General features: G+C 37.8%; 12 protein-coding genes. 11 read left to right on the plus strand and 1 reads right to left on the minus strand.

Going from position 1 to position 23,976, the window contains the following annotated elements:
* Nucleotide 1: 1 nt before the first annotated feature.
* From LUA86_RS14005 to LUA86_RS14050, 10 genes are all read left to right on the plus strand, one after another.
* Complete coding sequence (locus tag LUA86_RS14005; RefSeq protein WP_231463765.1) at nucleotides 2–1,726, plus strand: sialate O-acetylesterase; 1,725 nt, start codon at nucleotides 2–4, stop codon at nucleotides 1,724–1,726.
* Nucleotides 1,726–4,536: a glycoside hydrolase family 2 TIM barrel-domain containing protein gene (locus LUA86_RS14010; protein ID WP_231463767.1), complete on the plus strand. Its 2,811-nt coding sequence runs from the start codon at nucleotides 1,726–1,728 to the stop codon at nucleotides 4,534–4,536. Before LUA86_RS14005 ends, LUA86_RS14010 begins: the two co-directional genes overlap by 1 nt.
* Before the next feature lie 182 nt (nucleotides 4,537–4,718).
* Nucleotides 4,719–7,457: an alpha-L-rhamnosidase gene (locus tag LUA86_RS14015; RefSeq protein WP_231463769.1), complete on the plus strand. Its 2,739-nt coding sequence runs from the start codon at nucleotides 4,719–4,721 to the stop codon at nucleotides 7,455–7,457.
* 117 nt (nucleotides 7,458–7,574) lie between these two features.
* On the plus strand, nucleotides 7,575–8,711 hold the full coding sequence (locus LUA86_RS14020) for an exo-alpha-sialidase (RefSeq protein ID WP_231463771.1): 1,137 nt from the start codon (nucleotides 7,575–7,577) through the stop codon (nucleotides 8,709–8,711).
* Entirely contained in the window at nucleotides 8,708–10,408 is a 1,701-nt protein-coding gene (locus LUA86_RS14025; protein ID WP_231463772.1) for an acetylxylan esterase, read from the plus strand. Before LUA86_RS14020 ends, LUA86_RS14025 begins: the two co-directional genes overlap by 4 nt.
* A complete protein-coding gene (locus tag LUA86_RS14030) occupies nucleotides 10,409–11,332 on the plus strand; it encodes a sugar phosphate isomerase/epimerase (protein WP_231463773.1) in 924 nt (307 codons plus the stop codon).
* Between the two features lie 39 nt (nucleotides 11,333–11,371).
* Complete coding sequence (locus LUA86_RS14035; RefSeq protein ID WP_231463775.1) at nucleotides 11,372–13,927, plus strand: L-rhamnose mutarotase; 2,556 nt, start codon at nucleotides 11,372–11,374, stop codon at nucleotides 13,925–13,927.
* 248 nt (nucleotides 13,928–14,175) lie between these two features.
* A complete protein-coding gene (locus LUA86_RS14040; protein ID WP_231463777.1) occupies nucleotides 14,176–15,261 on the plus strand; it encodes a Gfo/Idh/MocA family protein in 1,086 nt (361 codons plus the stop codon).
* A gap of 290 nt (nucleotides 15,262–15,551) precedes the next feature.
* Nucleotides 15,552–17,138, plus strand: coding sequence for a sodium/solute symporter (locus tag LUA86_RS14045; RefSeq protein WP_231463779.1), 1,587 nt, complete (start codon nucleotides 15,552–15,554; stop codon nucleotides 17,136–17,138).
* 124 nt (nucleotides 17,139–17,262) lie between these two features.
* Complete coding sequence (locus tag LUA86_RS14050; protein WP_231463781.1) at nucleotides 17,263–19,428, plus strand: alpha-rhamnosidase; 2,166 nt, start codon at nucleotides 17,263–17,265, stop codon at nucleotides 19,426–19,428.
* A 339-nt stretch (nucleotides 19,429–19,767) separates the two neighbouring features.
* Here LUA86_RS14050 and LUA86_RS14055 read toward each other — a convergent pair whose 3' ends face one another.
* Complete coding sequence (locus tag LUA86_RS14055; RefSeq protein WP_231463783.1) at nucleotides 19,768–20,538, minus strand: IclR family transcriptional regulator; 771 nt, start codon at nucleotides 20,536–20,538, stop codon at nucleotides 19,768–19,770.
* A 292-nt stretch (nucleotides 20,539–20,830) separates the two neighbouring features.
* Between LUA86_RS14055 and LUA86_RS14060 the strand changes: the two genes are divergently transcribed.
* The gene (locus tag LUA86_RS14060; protein WP_231463785.1) at nucleotides 20,831–23,968 is read left to right on the plus strand and encodes a TonB-dependent receptor; all 3,138 of its coding nucleotides are present in this window, start codon (nucleotides 20,831–20,833) and stop codon (nucleotides 23,966–23,968) included.
* Nucleotides 23,969–23,976: the final 8 nt, after the last annotated feature.

Here is a 23,976-nt window from a genome sequence, read left to right on the forward strand (position 1 = left end):
GATGGGAAGGAACATTAAACACATCGTCATTGCGAGGAGGAACGACGAAGCAATCTCATTCGATAAGTTAGATTGCTTCAGCTCGCACAAGCCCGGCTTCGTAATGACGCATGTATTATCGTCATTGCTTGGTACAGCTGGTTCCGAATTTTCGGAAAAGCAATCGCCTCTTACCGTCATTTCGAGCAAAGCCGAGAAATCATTGAGCCTAACAAAAAAGATTTCTCGATTACGTTTCACTTTGCTCGAAATGACGGGAGTGCAATCGTCATCGGGAAATGTTAAAATGTGGCAATCTTTATTATTCACTGCAATTTTTGCATTATTTTCATTTTCCGCTAACGCAAAAATCCTGTTGCCGCAAATTTTATCGAGCAATATGGTTTTACAACGCGATAAATCCATTAATATTTGGGGTTATGCATCTCCTGAGGAAAAAGTAGAAGTTAATTTTGCTGGTCAAACCAAACAAACTGTAACAGATAAAAACGGCAATTGGCTGGTGGTTTTAGCGCCCTTGAAAACATCTTCAAAACCGCAAACCATGACCATCAACGGCTCCAATAAAATTGAGCTCAGCAATATTTTGGTTGGCGAAGTTTGGCTTTGTTCCGGTCAATCGAACATGGAATATCAAATGCGTAAGCTGGCTAAAATTCCAAAACCTAAAAATGAAAAACTTGGTTTCCCTGCAGATGAAGTTGAAAAAGCAGACAACAACGAAATCAGGGTTTTTCTGGTAAACAGGAAACAATTAATTAAACCTGATTCCATTCACAAAAGCTGGGCGGTTGCGAAAGATTCAGCGCTAAAGGCATTTTCAGCAGTTGGTTATTTTTTCGCCAAAGAATTACAAGATAAATTAGGTATTCCTGTCGGGATAATCTCTTCTTCAGTTTCTGGCAGTGCCATAGAACCCTGGATTGCTCCCGAAGCCTTTAATCAGGAAAAATATTTTCAGAACCTAAAGGTGAGTAACGACCCTGGAAAATTTTATACACCGATGATTGAGCCACTTTCCAAATTTAAAATCCGTGGTTTTCTCTGGTATCAAGGCGAAACAAATTGCTTTTTGAATGAAACCATTAGTTATTCGTATAAATTAAAAACATTAATTAATCTCTGGCGGAAAGCCTGGGATGAAAAGGATATGCCTTTTTACTATGTCCAGATTGCGCCATACGATTACAGTAAGCAAAAAAGTGATAAAGTAACATTGACTGCAGAAACGCTGCCGAATTTTTGGGAAGCCCAACAGCAAATATTACGTATGCCAAATACGGGAATGATTTCTACCAATGATTTGAATGATAATGGTGCTGATTTGCACCCAACCTATAAGTGGGAAGTAGGCAGGCGACTAGCGCTTTTAGCTTTGGGCAAAACCTATCAGCAAAAAATAGATTTCTCTGGGCCGACCCTGAAAAAAAAGCGCATCTATATGCAATATGTCATTTTAAGTTTCGAAAGCCTGAAATTTTTTGTGTCACCTACTAGAGATGATTTTACAGGTTTTGAAATTGCCGGTCCTGATAATAAGTACACTAAAGCAACCGCTTTTCAGAAAGGTACAGACATTGTGCTGAGTGCTCCAGAAGTTAAAAACCCTAAAAAGGTTCGCTACAACTGGTCCGAAAATCCGAAAGGAAATTTATATACTAATGATTTACCAGCTTTACCTTTCCGAACAGATAATCCTTTAACCAATCAATTTAAACCCAATTAATGAGACTTAGATTTATACTTTTCTTTTGTTTGGTAGTGATGTTTGATGCTGTGAAAGCTCAGCAAAAGGAGAAATTATATCTTTCAGGAACTGGAAATGATAATACCGTATATTGGGATTTCTTCTGTACGGCAGGTGCAAATTCGGGTAAATGGACAACTATTCCTGTGCCTTCAAATTGGGAATTGCAAGGCTTTGGAAAGTACAACTACGGTTTCAATAAGGAAGAAAATAAAGGTAAAGAACAAGGATTGTACAAGTTCAATTTTAAAGTTCCGGCAAATTGGAAAAACCAAAAAATCAATATTGTTTTTGAAGGTTCGATGACCGATACGGAAGTGAAAATTAACGGAAAACTAGCTGGAGAGGTTCACCAAGGTTCTTTTTACGTTTTTAAATACGATATATCCAAACTGATTAAACTTGGCGCCGATAATCTATTGGAAGTTAAAGTATCCAAACATTCTGCTAATCAATCGGTAAATGAAGCCGAACGCAAAGCAGATTACTGGATTTTTGGCGGCATTTTCAGGCCAGTTTATTTGGAGGCTTTACCACAAACTCACATCGATAGGGTTCAGATTGACGCAAAAGCCAGCGGAATTTTAAATGCTCAATTGAATTTTACTGGCGAGGCGGATAAAGTTGAAGTGCAACTTATGCAAAAGGATGGCAAGAAATTCGGCAACAAATTCACGGCTGATATTCCAAAAGGCATTCAGAAATTGTTCGTAAATCATCAATTTGATAAGCCTGAATTATGGTCTTCAGAATTTCCAAATCTCTACACCGCAAACTTTACCCTAATCAAAAAAGGGAAAGAAATTCATCAGGTAACAAAGAAAATCGGTTTCAGAACGGTAGAAGTAAAAGAACGTGATGGCGTTTACGTAAATGGTGTTAAAATGAAGTTTAAAGGCGTAAATCGCCATTCTTTCTATCCAACATCAGGCCGAACAACGAGCAAAAAAATCAGCATTACTGATGTATTGTTGATGAAAGAAATGAACATGAACGCGGTGCGGATGTCGCATTACCCACCCGATGGACATTTTTTGGATGTCTGCGATTCTCTGGGTTTGTTCGTTATGGATGAATTGGCTGGATGGCATGGCAATTACGATAAGCCAACCGGAACAAAATTATTGAAAGAGATGATGTTGAATGATGAAAATCATCCATCGATTATATTTTGGGCTAATGGAAATGAAGGCGGTCATAACCGAGATTTAGACCATATTTTTCCCGAAGAAGATATTCAAAAACGTGCTGTAATTCATCCATGGGAAGTTTTTGGCGGCTTTGAAACCACACATTACCGTGAGTTTAATTACGGCATTGGAAATTACGACCATGGGCATAATATTTTAATGCCAACCGAATTTTTGCATGGCATGTGGGATGGCGGTCATGGTGCCGGAATTGAAGATTATTGGAATGCTATGTGGAATAATCCACTTTCTGCCGGTGGTTTTCTGTGGGATTTTGCCGACCAAGCCGTTGTGCGTACTGATAAAAATGGCGAGTTAGATACGGATGGAAATCATGGTCCGGATGGAATTGTTGGACCATATCATGAAAAAGAAGGCAGCTTTTTTACCATTAAAGAAGTGTGGAGCCCGGTTTTTGTCGAAAAAAGAGAAATGACCGCTGGTTTTGATGGCTCGTTTTTGCTGGAAAACAGATACGCCTTCACCAATCTAAATCAATGTACTTTCACATGGAGGCTGAAAAAATTAAATGCTGGCGCAGATGCTGATTTAAAATCAGGCAAAGCCGATGCCCCAAATGTTAAACCTTTCGAGAAAGCAAAATTGCAAATCAATCTTCCGGCAGATTGGAGAAATTTCGATGCACTATATTTAACGGCGAATGGCCCTGATGGAAAGGAACTTTTTACCTGGAGCTATCCAATTGCTTTGCCAAAAGATGATGCTGACGAAATGGTAGTTAAAACTGCTTCATCAAAAGTTATTTTAAAAGAGGATGCCAAAGTTTATCAGGTTTCTGCAAATGGAATCGATTTAACATTTAATAAAGTTAACGGACTGCTGCAGCAGGCTGAAAATGCAAAGGGCGTAATTCCATTTTCAAACGGCCCCGTTTTACAGGATGCGGTAAATAATTTCAAAAATTTCTCAACCAAAATGGATGGGGAGAATTTAATTATTTCATCAAAGTTTGATAAAAAGGAAAGCTGGAATACTTTGCAGTGGACAATATATCCATCAGGATGGTTAAAAATGGAAGTTAAATATTTTCCATCAGCATATTTCACAACATTTGTTGGCTTAAATTTTTCGTATCCCGAAACAGAAATTAAATCCGTTGAATATAAAGGAAATGGGCCGTATCGTGTATGGAAAAACCGTATGAAAGGGACACAATTCGGTATATTTAAAAAGGATTATAATGATTCTGCAACGGGAGAACCAGCCTGGCAGTATCCTGAATTTAAAGGATACTATTCAAATTTGTATTGGTGCGAATTTGTGGGGAAAACACAGAACTTTAAAGTGGTAACCGATAGGGAAGATGTATTTTTAAGATTATTTACGCCAAAAAAATCTAAAGATACGGAATGGGATAATATGAGTCCGACTTTTCCAAACGGCGATATTTCTTTTATGAACGGGATATCAGCCATAGGAACGAAGACACAAAAACCGGAAACTACCGGACCAATGGGCATGAAACACGTTTTTTATGATTTTGATAAGGAACCGGGCAGAGCTTTAGAAATGGTGTTGTATTTTGATTTTTCTCTCGATACGTCGTCATTGCGAGGTACGAAGCAATCTGATAAGTAAAATGATTTGACAAAAAAAAAGATAGATTGCTTCGGCTCGCTCAAATCCAGCCTCGCAATGACGATGATGGCTGCCGTCATTGCGAGGAGGCACGCTGAAGCAATCTCAATTGAAAAAAGATTAGATTGCTTCGGCTCGCTCTAATCCAGCCTCGCAATGACGATAGTATAGAAATTAATTAAATGAATTTTAAAACCTACATATTAATCATCAGCATCTGCATCACGTTAGTTGGGCAAGCTTTTGCACAAATTACTTTACAAAACACAACTTGCGAAATGCTGACTAATCCGGTAGGAATTGATGCAGAAAAGCCACGGTTTGCCTGGCATATTATCGCTAAAGAACGCAATGTAATGCAAACGGCTTATCAGCTTTTAGCCTCTTCATCAGAAGAAAAATTAAAAGCGAACGAGGGCGATATTTGGGATTCGGGAAGGGTAAATTCATCAGAATCTATCCATGTTAATTATGATGGAGAACCACTTAAAAGTCGTTTAAAAGTTTACTGGAAAGTTAAAATCTGGACAAATGTCGGACAAAGCGAATGGTCGGCTGTTAACTCATTTTCTATGGGTTTGTTAAATTACAAAGACTGGCCAAAAGGTTGGATTGGTTTCGACAGAGCCTTCCCATGGGATAATATTAAAACAGATTCGAGGTTATCTGCAAGGTATTTCAGGAAAGAATTTCAAAGCAACAAAACCGTGAAATCTGCAACGGCATCCATCATTGGTTTAGGGTTGTACGAACTATTCATCAATGGTAAAAAAATTGGCGAAGATGTTTTAAAACCAACCGCTACAGATTACACCCGCAATGTAAAATACAACACTTACGATGTTACATCACACATCATTAATGGCAAAAATGCTGTTGGCGCTATTTTAGGCAATGGTCGTTTCTTCGCTATGCGCCAAAATGAAAAGCCATATAAAATTAAAACTTTTGGTTTCCCGAAAATGCTTTTGAACATTCATATTGTTTACAGCGATGGTTCAATTGCAAATATCGATACAGACGATAGTTGGAAAGGAACGACAGATGGCCCAATCCGAACCAATAATGAATATGATGGCGAGGAATACGATGCAACGAAAGAAGCTGCTGGTTGGAATACTGTAGGTTTTGATGATAGCAAATGGGCGAAAGCAGAATTTGTACAGGAACCTAGCGGAATTATTGAAGCCCAAATGAATGAAAATATGCGTGTGATGAATACGCTTAAACCTGTTTCGATTTCAAAATTATCTGGTGGTAGATACGTACTTGATATGGGTCAAAACATGGTTGGCTGGTTGCAGATAAAGGTTAAAGGCTTGCGTGGAAAACAAATCAAACTACGCTTTGCCGAATCTTTGCAAGATAATGGTGAACTTTTTACATCAAATCTTCGCAATGCGAAATGTACCGATTTATACACTTTAAAAGGCGGCGAAACAGAAACCTGGGAACCGACATTTACTTACCGCGGTTTCAGATATGTGGAATTAAGCGGTTTTACTTATCAGCCATCGGTAAATGATTTCGTAGGCAAAATGATTTACGATAATATTAAAACCGTAGGAACTTTTGAAACATCGGATGCGCTAACGAATCAGATTTTTAAAAATGCCTGGTGGGGAATTGCAGGGAATTATAAAGGCATTCCGATTGATTGCCCGCAACGGAACGAGCGCATGCCTTGGCTTGGTGACAGAGGTGCAGTTGCCTATGGCGAAAGTTTCGTTTTTGATAATGGCAGATTTTATACAAAATGGTTGCAAGATATTCGGAATTCACAAAAAGAAGATGGTGCAATTCCGGATGTTGCACCGGCATTTTGGAGGTATTACAGCGACAATATGACCTGGCCAGGAGCGATGCTTTTGGTTACGGAAATGGTTTACAAACAAACCGGCGATGTTTCTACCGTTCGTGATAATTATCCGGCGATGAAAAAATGGTTGGCTTATATGCAAAGCCGTTACATGCAGGATTATATTTTAACCAAAGATAGTTATGGCGATTGGTGCATGCCGCCAATTACCATCGAATTTGGCAGAGGAAAAAGTGCCGATAAAAAGTATCCTTCTGCATTAATTTCTACAGCCTATTATTATCATTTCACAAAGTTGATGATGCAGTTTGCTAAAGCCATTGGTAAAGAAGAAGACATTAAAAATTATGAGGATTTGGGTAATAAAATTAAAGACGCTTTCAACCAAAAATATTATAATGAGAAAGGTTATTATGCATCAAATGCTTTAACCGATAACATTATTCCACTTTATTTCGGAATGGTGCCTCAGAATAAAGTGGAAGACGTTTTTAAAAATATTACCCATACCATCGAAGTAACCAATAAAGGGCATTTAAGTAATGGTTTGGTCGGAATACAATGGCTTATGCGCTGTTTAAATGATTTCGGTCGCCCGGATTTAGCCTACACTATTGCCACAAAAAAAACATACCCAAGTTGGGGTTATATGGTTGATAATGGCGCAACTACCATTTGGGAATTATGGAATGGAAACACCGCCGACCCTAAAATGAATTCGCAAAATCATGTGATGATGCTAGGCGATTTACTAATCTGGTATTATGAAAACGTTGCCGGAATTAAATCTAAAAATGCTGCTTTTAAGCAGATTACTTTAAAACCAGAAATGATTAATGGTTTGAATTCGGTTAATGCAAGTTATAATTCAGTTTATGGAATGATTAAAAGTAATTACTCTAAAACTGGTAGCAAGTTTAATTGGAAAGTAACTGTGCCGCCGAATACATCGGCACAGGTTTATGTTCCTGCAAATAACAGAAATGAAGTTTCGGAAGTAGTGAAATCGATTAAAGATTTAAAATTTATAAAAATGGATAATGGCAGGGCAGTTTATGAAGTAGGTTCTGGCGATTATGAGTTTGTAGTAGAAGGGAAATAGATAAAGTGGTTATGACGAGTGGAGTGCAACTTTATGGTCGAAATGACGAAAAAGTGTAATTAAGCATTTTATTTCGCCTCATAACAACCATTTATAGAAAATTGATTAAAAGTAATTATGTTAAAAAGAAAATTATACATCACAATAGGACTTGTTATCGCTTTAGCAATAACGGCGAAAGCGCAAGTAGAAAAATGGCAAAAGGGCTTTGTAAAGCAAGAGTATTTGTACGAAAAAGCACCATTTCCATCATGTCATTCGGCAACCCTTGCTGAAACACCAACAGGTTTGGTCGCTTCATTTTTTGGAGGTACAAAAGAAAGAAACCCCGATGTAGAAATATACATTAGCCGTTATGTTGATGGAAAATGGCTAGCTCCGGTTTCTGCGGCAAATGGTATTCAGCCGGATGGTAATAGATTACCAACATGGAACCCCGTTTTGTATCAGGTGCCTGGCGGAGATTTACTGCTTTTTTACAAAATCGGTCCTAAACCCTCTGAATGGTGGGGATTAATGAAAACATCAAAAGATGGCGGAATAACATGGTCTGAGGCTACTAAACTTCCTGATGATTACATTGGCCCAGTTAAAAATAAGCCAGTTTTATTAAGCAACGGAAATCTTTTTGCTCCATCAAGCAGAGAGGGTAATGGCTGGAAAATTCATTTTGAGGTTACCAAAGATAATGGCAAAACCTGGAGAACAGTTGGCCCAATTGCCGAAAATGGAATTAAAGCCATTCAACCAAGTATTTTACAACATGGAAATGGTAAACTTCAAATTTTGGCCAGAACTGCAAACAGGGCAATTGTTGAGTCGTGGTCTGAAGACAACGGAGAAACCTGGTCGGCATTAACCAAAACATCTTTACCAAATAACAATTCGGGTACGGATGCAGTTACGATGAAAGACGGTCGACATGTTTTAGTTTATAACCATGTTTTACCTCCCGGCGATTTAGCGAAAGGCCCAAGAACGCCGTTAAATGTTTCGGTTTCTAAAGATGGAAAGGCATGGTCTGCAGCTTTGATTTTGGAAGATTCGCCGATTAGTCAATATTCTTATCCCGCTGTTATTCAAACCGCTGATGGTATGCTGCATTTTATCTACACCTGGAGAAGAGAAAAAATTAAACATGTAGTTGTAGACCCATCAAAACTAAAGCTTAAGAAAATTAAGAATGGCGTTTGGCCAAAGCTAAATGGATATAAAGCACCGGTAATTACAGAAACTAAAAATGAAGAGCCATGAGAAAGATTGAGAAATCACCACGAAATGCCGTCATTTCGACCGAAGTGGAGAAATCTTTTAAGTTAGTTACAAAGATTGCTCGGCTATCGCTCGCAACGACGACCGTTGTATATGCTCCATTTATCGCCACATCGTCATTGCGAGGAGGCACGACGAAGCAATCTAATTTTTTTATAGAGATTGCTTCGCTTGATGAAAAATCAAACCTCGCAATGACGATAGGTCGGTCTTCATTACCAGATAAAGCTCGTTCCGGTTTTTCGGGAAAGCAATCACTTTTAAAATATAAAAATGTTATTAACTTTTTCTTGCTGTTTCTTAGCTTGTTTTTTTGTGCTTTTACAAGCCTCTATGCCCAAACTCAAAACTCTGATAAACTCTACAAAAAACCGCTAACAGACGTTCTGAAAGAAATTCAAATGCGTTTCAAAGTTCAAATAAAATACAGTGAGCCACAGGTAAAAGATAAATGGGTTAATTATGCCGAGTGGCGATTTCGGGCCGATGTAGATGAAACTTTAGCTAACGTTTTAGCGCCTTTGGATATGAAAGTAAACAAAGAAAAACCGGGCGTTTATAAGTTAAAGGAATATGAATATTATCGTTGGGAAGTTCAGGATGGATGGAACTATCTGGACAGTTTAGCTACAAAATATTCTGATAAAAACAGTTGGGAAAAACGTAAGGAAGAAATAAAACCGGAGCTTTATAAAGCCTTGTTATTGTCTCCGTTGCCAGAAAAACCAAATTCAAAGCCAATTGTAACAGCTAAAAGAATTTTTGATGGTTATTCGGTTGAAAACATTGCTTTAGAGATACTTCCCGGTGTGTGGATTAATGGTTCTTTGTATAAACCACTTAAGGCAAAAGGAAAAATTCCGGTCATTTTAAGTCCCGACGGACACTGGGAGAAACAACGTTACCGTGCCGATTGTCAGCTGCGTTGCGCCACAATTGCACGTATGGGTGCTATGGCTTTCAGCTACGATTTATTTGCCTGGGGCGAATCGATGTTGCAATTTAAATATGAAGACCATCGCAAAAGTTTAGCTCAAACCATTCAAACTTTGGGTGGAATAAGAATTTTAGATTATTTCTCATCACTTAAAGAAACAGATACAAACCGAATTGGCATTAGTGGTGGCTCGGGCGCCGGAAGTCATTCAATTTTAATGACCGCAATGGACGACAGAATAAAATTAAGTGCTCCGGTTGTAGCAATGTCGTCATACTTTTATGGTGGTTGCCCATGCGAAAGCGGTATGCCAATCCATCAGTGTGCAGGCGGAACAGATAATGTGGAGCTAGCCGCAATGGCTGCACCCCGACCGCAACTTTTAGTTTCAGATGGTGGCGACTGGACAGCGCATACACCTGAACACGATTTTCCGTATTTACAAAAAATGTATGGTTATTATGGTGTGAAGAATAAAGTTGAAAATGTTCACTTGCCTACGGAGAAGCATGATTTTGGCATCAATAAACGCATTGCGCTTTACGATTTTTTGATTAAGAATTTCAAGCTTAATGCATCGGCGGTTAAGGATAAAATGGGTAAATATGATGAAAGTAAAGTAACCATTGAGAGAGAAAACGCATTGTATGTATTTGGCGATAATGGTGAGAAATTGCCTAAAAATGCGGTTATGGGATTCGAAAACCTAGAGAAATTATTCCCATCAAACACTACGAAATAAATGGAGCAGAACAGGAGAACTTTTATCTCAAACGCCGCTTTGCTAACCGGTGCTTTGCTTTTGCCAAATATATTACTGGCATCAGCAAAGAAAAGCAGATATAAAATAGCAGTAATCGATTTAATGATTCTTAAGCGTCAAAAAATTAGTGCTTTACCATTAGCGAAAGAAATCGGTGCAGATGGATTAGAGTTGGATATGGGCGGCTTGGGCAATAGAGAAACATTTGACAATAAATTGTCTGACCCAGAAATACTTAAAGAATACATGGCTAAAGCAAAGGAGTTAAATCTGGAGTTTTGCTCCTTAGCCATGACAGGTTTTTACGCTCAATCTTTCTCAACGCGGCCAACTTATCAAAAAATGATTCAGGATTGTTTGGATACCGCCAGGGCGATGAATATCAAAGTTGCGTTTCTTCCTTTAGGAGTTCAGGGCGATTTGGTTAAAAATCCAGAATTGCGACCAGCAATTATCGAGAGGCTAAAAATTGCCGGACAGATGGCTGCAAAATCAGGAGTTATAATCGGGATAGAAACTTCTTTAGATGCTCGCGGAGAACTAAAATTGCTTAAAGAAATTGGTTCTAAAAATGTTAAAAGCTATTTCAACTTCTCAAATGCGATTAAAAACGGGAGAGATTTGCACGAGGAATTACGGATTCTTGGCAGGAAAAATATTATCCAAATCCATGCGACAAATGAAGACGGTGTTTGGTTGCAGAACGACCCAAAAATCAATTTATTAAAGGTTAAAGAAACCCTTGATGATATGCATTGGAGCGGTTGGCTGGTTATTGAAAGAAGTAGAGATGCAACACAACCAACTAACGTGAAATATAATTTTACCGCCAATACAAGCTATTTAAAGTCGGTTTTTCAAAATCATAGTTCGTCATTGCGAGGCGCTAAGCAATCTCATTAACAGATTTATGGAAAGAGAAAAGCCAAAAGAATGCTAAATATGTATCGCAATAGAAAATACCACCACTGTTTTAATTCACGTAGAATTTATCAAGCTAAAGCATTTTTTGTTTTAGTGTCTTCACTGTTGTTATTCAGTTTAAATGCTTCTTCTGTAGATATTTATGTGTCTTTAAATGGCAATGATGCTAATTTGGGTACTAGAAAAAATCCATTGGCTACACTACATTCGGCGATTAGAAAAGCTAGTGAATTACGCCGGTTAAATGATAAATCAATCAATGGGGGTATAAAAATTTATATCGAAAAAGGTTTTTATCAGCTTAATGAGCCCATCGTTCTTCGTCCTGAAGACTCTGGAACAAAAGCTAGCCCTACTGAAATTATAGCCACCGAAAAAGTAATTTTAAGTGGTGGTGTAAAAATTAAAGGCTGGAAAAAACTTGTTGGCAACCTGCAAAGCTTACCTAAAGAAGCTATGGGTAAAGTTTGGGTAACCGATATGCCGAATTATGATGGAGGCGACTTACAATTTCGCCAGCTTTGGGTTAATGGAAATAAAGCTGCCCGAGCCAAAAACTATAATGGCGATGTTATGGGGAGGATTTTATCGTGGGACAAGGAAAAACAAACTTGCAGAATTCCGCTTCAAAGTAACATCAATCTGGCTAATATTAAAGGCATGGAAATGCTTATTCACCAATGGTGGGCAATTGCAAATCTTCGGGTAAAATCTGTTAAAATTGTTGGTAATAGTGCCGAATTAGCTTTCATGCAACCCGAAAGTAGAATTCAATCTGAGCACCCATGGCCGGCTCCCTGGATTTCTGAAAAAACCGGAAATTCTGCTTTTTACTTAAGCAACGCAATTCAATTTTTAAATGAACCCGGCGAATGGTACGCGGATTTAAAAAATCACAAGCTTTATTATTGGCCTAAAGCATCAGAAAATTTGCTAAATGCAGAAGTTGTAGCGCCCGCAATAGAAAATCTTTTGAAAATTGAAGGAACAATTGATAATCCGGTTTCATTTGTGAGTATTAAAGGCATTTCATTCGAGCATTCTACTTGGTTAAGGCCATCAAAACAAGGTCACGTTCCGCATCAGGCGGGATTGTATATGCTGGATGCTTACAAACTCAAAATTCCAGGAACAAAGGATAAATCTACGTTAGAAAATCAGGCTTGGGTTGGCCGACCTGCATCAGCGGTTGAGGTTACTTATGCCAATAATACCTCGTTTGAAAATTGTCGTTTTGAACATCTGGCTTCCACAGGTTTGGATTATAAAAAAGGCACATCTGGTAATTTAATCAAAGGAAATTTATTTAAAGATATTGGCGGTTCAGCTATTTTAATCGGAACTTTTTCTGATGAAGCAACCGAAGTTCATTTACCTTATAATCCATCTGATAAGCGAGAAATATCTACCAATGATAAAATTGAAAATAATTTTATTACCGATGTAACTAATGAGGATTGGGGTGCTGTTGGCATTGGTGCTGGTTATGTTCAAGGCATTGAAATTCTACATAACGAGATTAGTAATGTTTCTTATTCAGGTATCAGCCTGGGTTGGGGCTGGACAAAAACAACAAATGCGATGAAAAATAATACCATCAGCGCAAATAAAATTCATCATTACGGCAAACACATGTACGATGTCGCCGGAATTTATACCTTATCGGCGCAACCTAATTCTTTCATCACTGAGAACGTAATTGATAGCATTTACAAAGCGCCTTACGCTCATCTTCCCGAGCATTGGTTTTATCTATATACTGATGAAGGCTCGTCGCAATTCACCATCAAAAATAATTGGACACCAACTGAAAAATACCTCCAAAACGCCAACGGGCCTGGTAATTTGTGGGCAAGCAACGGACTGAAAGTTTCTGATAACATCAAATTAAGCGCCGGCTTAGAACAAAATTATCAGTATTTACTAAAAGAGAAAAGTGCTTATTCTAAGCGTGGAATTAATACTGCAGAAGATAAATCTGTTGTTTTTGAATTGATTTATGAAGATAGAAAACAGCCTTCGGATGATGTTCTTGAAAATTTTGCGAAAGAAAATAATCTTTTGCCAGGTGAAATTTACAAATGGAACAATAGGATTGTGCTCTACACCTCATCATTAAAGGTAGAAAGTTTACAGCAAACCTTAAAGCGATTAAATGCTCATCAAATTAAGCTGTACGATAATCTGTTTTATGAATTTACAAGAGCAAAAAACTGCAATGAAAAGCCAGTAGCTGAATGGGAAAATATCATTTTATCTGCCAATTTAGTTAAAGATGAAAAGATGCAACAAGAATATCTGGAGTACCATAAAACACAATTCGAAAAATGGCCGGAAATTTCAAAAGGCTTTTGCAATGCAGAATTTCAGCGCTTAGCTATTTTTAAAAACGACAGGCAATTAATGTTGATTATCAGCATCCCGAAAGGGAAAAAATTAGATGATTTAAATCCAAAAACGACTTTAAATAATCCAAAAGTTGATGAATGGAATCAAATAATGAAAAAATATCAGGAAGGAATAGAAGGCACAAAAGCTGATGAAGTTTGGGTGTTTTTTAAACCGATAGAATAATTTACACGTCATTGCGAGGCACGAAGCAATCTCTTTTATTTGGCGCATTAAGATTGTTTTGCGCCTCGCAATGACGACTAAAAATAGACAAGACTCATGCTTTAGCGGTCATCACCCTGAACTTGTTTCAGTATCATAAAGCTATAGTTATGAAAAATGTGTGATGCTGAAATAAATTCAGTATGACGATTGGTTAACATATTGACCAGAAAAAAAGAAAAAAACAATAACGCTTAGAAAACAATAACATGTTAAGATTAGGAATTTTAGGATTAGGAGAAGGCAGAAGTACAATTTCTGCATCGTTGGCGAGCAAAAAATTTAAGCTCATTCAAATTTGTGATGCCAATAAAAAACTTTGCGAAGAAAGAGCTTTGGAATTTGATTTTCAAAACTGGACAACAAATTATGAGGATATGTTAACCAGTGATAAAATCGATATGATTGCGATTTACACGCCAGACCATTTGCATTTTGAGCATATAAAACTGGCTTTGCAACATGGTAAACATGTGGTTTGTACCAAGCCTTTTATTGATGATTTATCTCAGGCAAATGAGCTTTTAGAATTGAGTAGAAAATCGAGAAGGAAAATTTTTGTCGGGCAAAGTTCTCGTTTTTTTGAACCGGCAATGCGCCAGAAGAAAGATTTTGATAAGGGTTTGATTGGTGAATTGATTACCATCGAGAGCTATTACCACGCCGATCATCGCTGGTTTTTAGAGAAAGGCTGGTCGTTAAAAGAGTCTTTTAAATGGTTGTATGGCGGTTTAAGCCATCCGGTTGATTTTGTGCGTTGGTATATGCCTGATATTGAGGAAGTAATGGGTTATGGGATGTTAAGTTCAAATGGCTTAAAGGCGGGTTTGAAAAATCAAGATACCATGCACTTTATTTTTAAAGCTAAGGATGGTAGAATTGCCCGTGTTAGTGGCGCATATACAGGCCCAACGCAACCTGCAAGTCGCGATAGTGGCATGAGTTGTATTTTACGTGGAACGGAAGGCGCAAGCCAGGCCGATTACCACGAATTGCGTTACTCGGTAACCACCAAAACCGGCGAAGAAAAAGTAATTACCTGGGGCGATGCTACTTTGAAACATTATTTTCGTTTTGAAGGACAAAGCCATCATGCCGGGGAGTATCAAAATTACTTAGATTATTTTGCAGATAGCATTAACAACAAATTTACGGCTTATCCTGATTTGAAAGAAGGCATCGGAACTGTAGCGCTTTTACAAGCGATGGATAAATCGATGGTAACAGGTTTGCCGGTTAAGATTGATGAAATTTTAGAGGCGAATAACATTACAAGGGAATCGATAGGATTGTAAGCTAAATGAATAGTCCATCAGGCATATACTTAAAGGGTCGTCATTGCGAGGCACGAAGCAATCTTTTTAGATAGAGATTGCTTCGTGCCTCGCAATGACGGGGCGCTTAGTATGGCCAAAGCACAATTTCTCCGTTAAGCGCTAAACCGGCCTAACAAATTTTTGGGGATAGATAGCCTGAGCCAACGCAAAAACTTTAAAACAAAAATTTTAAGCCGGCAATTTTGTTTCTTTTGTTGTCAAAAGAAAAAAGCCTGTCTGGCTAAGACAATTACTAACCAAATAAACCAATGAGTAACATTGTAGAACGATTAACGAGCTTAGATTATTTTATCGTTGTAGCCTACGTCATTATTTTAATGATAATTGGCTATAGGGCTAGTTTTTCGAAGAAAAAAACTGATGAGAATTTATTTTTAGCCAATAAATCATTAGGCTGGAGTAGTATCGGCTTCAATATGTGGGGTACAAATGTAGGTCCGTCTATGTTAGTTGCTTTTGCCAGTATTGGCTACACAACCGGTATTGTAGCTGTAAATTTTGAATGGTATGCTTTTATTTTTCTTTTCCTTTTAGCAATTGTTTTTGCGCCAAAATATTTAGCCGCCAAGGTAAGCACCATGCCCGAATTTATGGGCAACCGCTACGGCGATTCTACTCAAAACATATTAGCCTGGTACGCTTTAGTGAAAATATTAATCTCCTGGTTATCATTAGGTTTATTTGCTGGTGGCGTTTTGGTCAGGCAAATACTGGGCGTGCCGATGTGGCAATCGGTAACGGTGATTGTAGCCTTTGCAGGTTTATTTACCTTTTTTGGAGGATTAAAGGCCATCGCGAAGGTAAACGTATTCCAAATGATTTTGCTCATCTGCGTATCTTTAGCGTTAACGTATTTGGGTTTAGAAAAAGTAGGAGGCGTTGCTGCACTCTACCAAAAAACACCAAAGCACTTTTGGAATTTGGTTCAGCCCGCAACCGACCCACAATATCCATGGTATGCAATTTTGTTAGGTTATCCGGTTTCGGCAGTTGCATTCTTTTGTACAGACCAGTCTATGGTTCAATCGGTTTTGGGTGCTAAAAATTTAGAGCAAGGTCAGTTAGGTGTTAGTTTTATTGGCTGGCTTAAAATACTTTCACTACCATTATTTATTGTAACCGGTATTTTATGTTATTTACTTTATCCTGGTTTAGAAAATGCAGACATGGCCTACATGACTATGGTAACTACATTGTTTCCTCCCGGGATGAATGGTTTAGTAATTGTAGTACTCATTGCAGTATTGGTTGGCTCAATTGGCTCTTGCTTAAATTCTTTGAGCACCGTTTTTACGATGGATGTGTACGTGAAGAAAATCAATCCTCAGGCAAGCAACAATCAGATAATTAAGGTTGGCAGATTAACAGTTATTGCTGGTTGCGTATTTGCTATTTTGGTTGCTTTGGCTATAGATAACATTCAAGGTTTAAAACTATTTGATATTTTTCAAGCGGTGCTTGGATTTATTGCTCCGCCACTATCAGTAGTGTTTTTATCATCGGTATTTTGGAAAAGAACGAGTAAAAAGGCGGTTAATTTCACACTTTCCGTAGGCTCAATAATCAGTTTAGGTATCGGCGTTTGTTATTTATGGATTTTTCCATCTTCAGAATACCATTTTTGGCCACATTATTTGGTTTTATCCTTTTTGATTTTCGCTCTGCTGGCAATTTTATTAGTGATAATTACACTTACCGATTCATCGCCTTCAATTTATAAAATTAATGAAGAACACTTAGCAAATACAGAAAAACCAACCCGAAGGGTTTGGATTTCTTTCGGCGCTTTAACCATTATTATGATTGCCTTATATATTTTCTTCAACGGACATTAATGCATTATAAATAAGTCGTGATTTCGACTGAGGCGCAGCGGAATGGAGAAATCTTTTAACAGGACTAAAAGGTACAAAGATTTCTCCGCTACGGTCGAAATGACGACACATAAATCCATACAACATGAAAAACTTAAAAAAAATACTTTTACTATCAATTCTAACGAGTTTAGTAGCTCCAGTTTTTGCTCAAAAAGCCTCGTGGATTTGGTACCCGGGCGATTTTGATATTTACATGAGTAACGCAATGCAAAATCGAAGAACAGAGCGGGGGTCATTTTTTCCGGTATTTTGGAAAATGGATAGCCATTATGTGTTGGTCGATTTTCATAAAGAATTTACGCTTACCGAGGCTGAAGATGTTAAACTTTTTGTAGAAGGAACATACAACGTAAAAATTGATGGTCAGGCAATTTCAGGCTTTCCAAAAACGATAAAAATTCCGGCAGGGAAGCATAAATTAAGCTTAAAAGTTTACAGTCAGGCAGCGGTTCCGGCAATTTTTGTTCAAGGCAAAACGGTTGTTTCTGATGAAACCTGGTTGGCAACATTTGAAGATAAAGAATGGATAGACCAAAGTGGAAAAGTATCAGATAAATCGGGAACCACATTTGTTTCAGCGGGCTCGTGGAATTTAAACAACCCAACACAATTACCATCTCAATTTAAGTTGCCAACTAAACCGATGGCTGCGGTTAGCAGAAAAAAGCATGATGGTGGTGAATTGCTAGATTTTGGCAAAGAAACTTTTGGTTTTATAAAACTGCATGGATTAAAAGGCAAAGGCAGGGTTAGTCTTTACTACGGAGAATCGCCTGAAGAAGCACTTTCTACAGATAAATGTGAAACTTTAGATTATGTTGATATTGATTTATCACAGCGTAAAGATTCTATCATGCCGCTTTCAAAGGCTTTTCGTTATGTTAATCGTGAATTTTCAGGTAATGTAACAGTTGATTCGATATCCATGCTTTACGAGTATGCACCAGTTACCGAGCGTGGGAGTTTCAAATCATCAGATGCCGAGTTAAACAAAATTTACGATGTAGCGAAATACACATTTCATTTGAACACACGAGAGTTTTTTATCGATGGTATAAAACGCGACCGTTGGGTGTGGAGCGGAGATGCTTATCAAAGTTATCTGATGAATTATTATTCGTTTTTCGATGCACCAACCGTCAAGAAAACTTTATGGGCACAACGTGGCAAAGACCCCGTTACAGCACACATCAATACCATTATGGATTATTCTTTCTATTGGTTTTTAGGAATTTACGATTATTATAAATTTACCGGCGACCAAAAATTTGTGCAGGATATTTATCCTAGAATGCAATCGCTTATGACTTACATAGATGGCAGGAAAAACAAAAACGGTTTGTTAGAATGGATGCCGGGCGATTGGATTTTTATTGACTGGGCAGATAAATTAAGTAAAGATGGCGAAGTGAGTTTCGAGCAGTTATTATATGCCAGAAGTTTAGAAACCATGGCTTTATGCGCCAAACTAGCAAATGATGAAGAAGGTTTTGCAAAATATGATAAGCAGGCAAAAGAACTAAAAAGCAAAATTTTCGAACTGTACTGGAATCCAAATAAAAATGCCTTAGTACATAGCAGAATTGATAATAAACAAACCGATAACGTAACCCGTTATGCTAATATGTTTGGAATTTTCTTCGATTATTTTACACCCGAACAAAAATTAGGCGTAAAAAAGAATGTATTACTGAACGATAAGGTAGCCAAAATTACCACACCATACATGCGTTTTTACGAGCTGGAAGCATTATGCGCCATGGGCGAACAATCTTACGTACTTAAAGAAATGAAAAGTTATTGGGGAGGGATGCTGAAATTGGGCGCAACTTCATTTTGGGAAGAATACAATCCTGATAAGAAAGGAATCGAGCATTTAGAAATGTATGGCCGCCCATATGGAAAAAGCCTTTGCCATGCTTGGGGCGCTAGTCCGATTTATTTATTAGGGAAATATTATTTAGGTGTAAGACCCGTTAGTGCAGGTTACGAAACTTATATCATCGAACCAAGTTTAGGCAGTTTAGAATGGATGGAAGGCAAAGTGCCAACAGTAAACGGTGATATTTCTGTTTACATGAACAAAAAAGAAATCAAAATTAATTCTGCTGTTGGCCTGGGAACGCTAAAGCTTAAAAGTAATTCGAAACCGGTTGTTAAAGGTGCAACGGTTAAAGAGGTTGCGAAAGGCGTTTTTGAAATTGCAATTGAGAAGGGGAAGGATTATTTAGTGAAATACAGTGGGTAAAAGCTCATTGCCGTCATTGCGAAGCACGAAGCAATCTTAAAGCGCTAGATATAACACCTTAGTTGTAAGATTGCTTCGTGCCTCGCAATGACGAACGCCTTAATAGCAATGAACTTTAAAATTAGTGCTACGGGTTTTCTCTTTAATAGTTTCACTGTTGTCCATTTAAACCCGATTGCAGTAAAAATACTTTTCCTAAACCTATAAGGTTTTAAAAACCTTATAGGTTTAAAAGATTAAAACGAGCGGGGCTGCTGTTTCCAAAGAAATGCAAGCCCCGCTTTTCAAATAATTAATAAGATTGCTTCGTCATGCTTCTTCAGCAATGACGAATTTGCTTTACACCCCAATCCTCTGTTCAATTTTTTTAACGCATTTATAAGCTTCTGCAAGTATCACATCGTTATCCACATTTTTGTTAAGGTTTAAGGCATTTAGCATGGATATGGTTAAACATGCAATAATACCGCCGCCATTTGAAACGCCAATAGGTACAGAAATATCCGTTACACCTGCTGCCAAATCACTTGTTTTTAAGTAAGCTCCTTTTTCATGAATCTCTGCTAATGAAGCTATAAAATCATCCTGCTGTGGCTTAAGATATTTTTTAAAAATGGCATTGTTTTTTAAAGCATTACTTCTCTCGTTTTCTGGCATGTAGGCTAATAGAACCTTTCCAGAAGCCGTTAAAGGCAATGGAAACAGGTTTCCTTCTTCAATGGAGAGCGCAATTGGTCCGGGGCTTTTGGCGTGTATAATTACCATTACCTGGTTCATATACAAAATACTCAAATGGCAGGATTGACGAACCGTATTAGCCAATTCTTCCAATGGAAATTGGGCAGCTTTTCGTAGCTCATCCATTGGTGAGTGCCTATGTGAAAGGTAAAATAATTTTAGGGAGAGGCGGTATTTTCCTGAAACTTCATCTCTTAAAATATAACCACGACTTTCCAAACTCATTAACATCCTGTAAATCTCGTTTGGCGTTTTTTCGATGCCTGTAGCAATTTCAGTTTGCGATAGTGGTACAGATTGGGCAGATAAGTATTCGAGTATATCCAAACCCTTGTCTAAAGCAGGTGCCTGGTATTTAGTATCGTTATTCATTGATTAGAATTTAAACAAACTTAATAATTTGAATCAGAAAAAATAATTTATCTGACAGTAGAAATTGCTATACAAAAGTTACATTCATATATGAAATAACTATTTATATTTGAGATATCCGGTTAATCTATTAAAAATATGAGATTTACATTCCTCTGAGAATGATTAGGTAACAGGTCAGTAAAATCAACCAAATATTCACGCTTAAAAAAATCATTTCCAGAATCTGAGTTGCCTCTCCGATAATTATCATCAATTATCAAAAACTTAACCTAACCAAATAAATTCAATTATGAACCCAATTAAATGCAAAAGCTATTGCCAATTTTGGCTACGCAATGTTTTAATCGCTAAACTCATTTTTATAATGTTGTTTACTGCGGTTTCAGGATTTGCGCAAACATTACCAGGAACATTTATTATTAAAGGGGCAGTAACATCGCAAACCGGAGAACCAATTGCCGGTGTGAGTGTGAAAGTGAAAGGCACAACTACTGGTGCAACAACCGATAATGATGGGAAATATTCAGTTTCTGCTTCTTCAGGAAGCGTAACATTAATATTTTCTTTTGTTGGCTACACCAATCAGGAAATTCTGGTAAGCAACAGAAATACAATTAACGTAAAGCTGGCCGAAGAGCAAAATGACTTAAACGAAGTAATTGTTGTTGGTTATGGTACTCAAAAGAAAATTAATTTAACAGGTGCCGTTGCTACAGTTTCTGGTGCCACATTAACCGAAAGACCAGCACCCAATGCCGCAAATTTAATACAAGGTAGAATTACAGGTGTGCAGGTTACACAACCATCAGGCGAGCCTGGAAGAGATAATCCTAACTTTTTGATTAGAGGAAGATCTACTTATGGAGGAAGTACAGATCCACTTATCCTAATTGATGGCGTAGCTGGTTCATTTAATAATTTATCGCCAGATGATATTGAAAACGTTACGGTTTTAAAAGATGCATCATCAGCTTCTATTTATGGTGCCAGAGCAGCAAATGGCGTAATTTTGGTTACCACCAAAAAAGGTAAAAGAGGTGAAACGGTTTTCAGTTACCGCACCAATTTTGCACGCCACACACCAACTGCTTTGCCAGATCTAATTACAAATTCGGCGCAATACATGGAAATGTACAATACGGCTGCTGCACGTTCGGGTATCGCATTCAGATATCCGCAGGCTGATATTGAATTATACAGAAATTCGCCAAATAAGGCACAATATCCTGATTTTAACAGTATGGATTATTATATCAATCCGGCAAATGTTATGCAGCATAATCTTTCTATTTCTGGCGGTACAGATAAAAGTACCTTTAATATTTCTGCCGGATATTTAGACCAGAATGCAGTTTTTGAAGGCTACAAATTTAAACGTTACAATGCTCTATTGAACTATAATAACAACTTAACAAAAAGCATTAGCGTTGGTACAATCATCAACATGACTTATAAAGACCGTAAGGAGCCTCCGTTTACCGGAGAAAATATGGCTTTATTGGTTTATGCAGCCGGGCCACTTTATGGTCCTTTTTTACCTGATGGTAGCGGTAGAATAGTTTCAAGAGCTTACGCTAATGAAGGTAGAAATCGTAACCCGCAGGAAGTTTATGCAATGGGCGAACAAACCACAAAAGAATATAATATTAATGCTCAGGCTTATATAGATATTAAACCTTTCAAAGGATTTACCTGGAGTTCGAAAGTTGCAATTAATTATGTTGATGAATACTATAAAATGTATCAGCATCCATACTCAGCTTATCTATTGCAAGATAGAGCCGCCGGAACAAACGAATATGTTGCAAACTCTTTCGGTCCGGATATTTTAGGGGTAACAGACCAATATTCAAAAGTTTTAAATCCAACGGTTTACTCTACAATTACTTACGAAAAAACTTTAGGCACATCACATAACCTAAAAGCTTTAGCTGGTTTTGAGCAATTATCTTATAAAAATCAAAATTTAAGGGGCAGAAGAACTAATTCAGTTGCACCAATTTTAGAAGACTTAACAGGATATTCTGCTTCGGGTGAGTCATTATATTTCACCCATCCACGTTTACCATCGTTAGCTGCACCATCAGAATGGGGTATGCGTTCTTTGTTTGGGAGAATTAACTATGATTTTAAAGGAAAATATCTATTAGAGGCTAACATCCGTTACGATGGAACTTCAAAAGTTTCTCCTGATTACAGATGGGGCGTATTTCCTTCATTTTCTGCAGGTTGGTTAGTTTCTGAAGAAAGTTTTCTGAAAGATAAATTAAGCTGGTTAAGCAGTTCTAAAATAAGAGCATCATACGGTACACTTGGAAATCAGGATATCGGAACCTACCTATATCAGGATAACATCATCATCAATAACGTTAATTACCCATTTGGTAATGGCGCATTGCAACAGGGTGGTGTAATTAACGATTTTAAAGATGTGAGTTTAAGATGGGAATCTACCAGAAGTATTGATGTAGGTTTCGATTTGAATGTCAAAAATGGCCTCTTCGGCGCTACATTCGATTGGTTCAGACGGTCAACCTTTGATATTTTGGCAAGACCAAATGTTCCTTTGAGTTTAGGTTTGGGCGCATCAACAGTTAATGATGGAAGAATGAGAAGTCAGGGTGTTGAGCTTGCATTAACGCATCAAAATAAAATAGGCGAATTTACTTATGGTTTAAATGCCTTAATCTCCACAGCTAAAAATAAAGTAATTGAGCTCAGAACACCGGCAAAAGGCAGTACAATAAATGAAGTCGGCTTACCATATTCTTCTTTTTACTTGTATGAGTGGGATGGTATTTTCCAGGTTGAGGATATTGGTAACCCGAGCGTACCCGTGCATGAATTAAACCGTAATCCAAAAGCCGGCGATTTAAAAATGAAGGATGTTAACGGCGATGGTATTGTAAACGCAAACGACAGGGTAGTGGTTGATGGCGCTTATCCGGATTTTAACTATTCGTTTGGCTTAAATATGGGCTACAAAAGATTTAGTTTCAGCGCATTTTTCCAAGGCGTTGAAGGCATTAAAAACCGTGTTAACAATTGGGGAATCGATCCATTTATGCAGGGAACTGCGCCTTCAACAAAATTCTTAAATGCCTGGACGCCAGAAAACAGAAGCAATACGGTTCCGGCATTGTATGTATCGGGTTACAGTGGCGTTGCACCTTACACGGCATCAACTTATTATTTACAGGATGCATCTTATTTAAGGTTGAAAAACGTAATGTTAGGTTATGATGTTCCGGTTGGAGCGATTTCCAGGATTGGCATTAAAAATTTGAACGTTTACGTATCGGCAGATAACCTTTTTACGGTTACAAAGTATGAAGGTGGCGACCCCGAACGAGCAAGTTCTACGGGTAACCTTGCACAGTATCCACAAACCAAAATTTTTAATATCGGTCTAAATGTTAAATTCTAAGCTGTATA

Origin of the sequence: Pedobacter sp. Leaf132, assembly GCF_920984695.1 — a bacterium.
GTDB lineage: Bacteria > Bacteroidota > Bacteroidia > Sphingobacteriales > Sphingobacteriaceae > Pedobacter.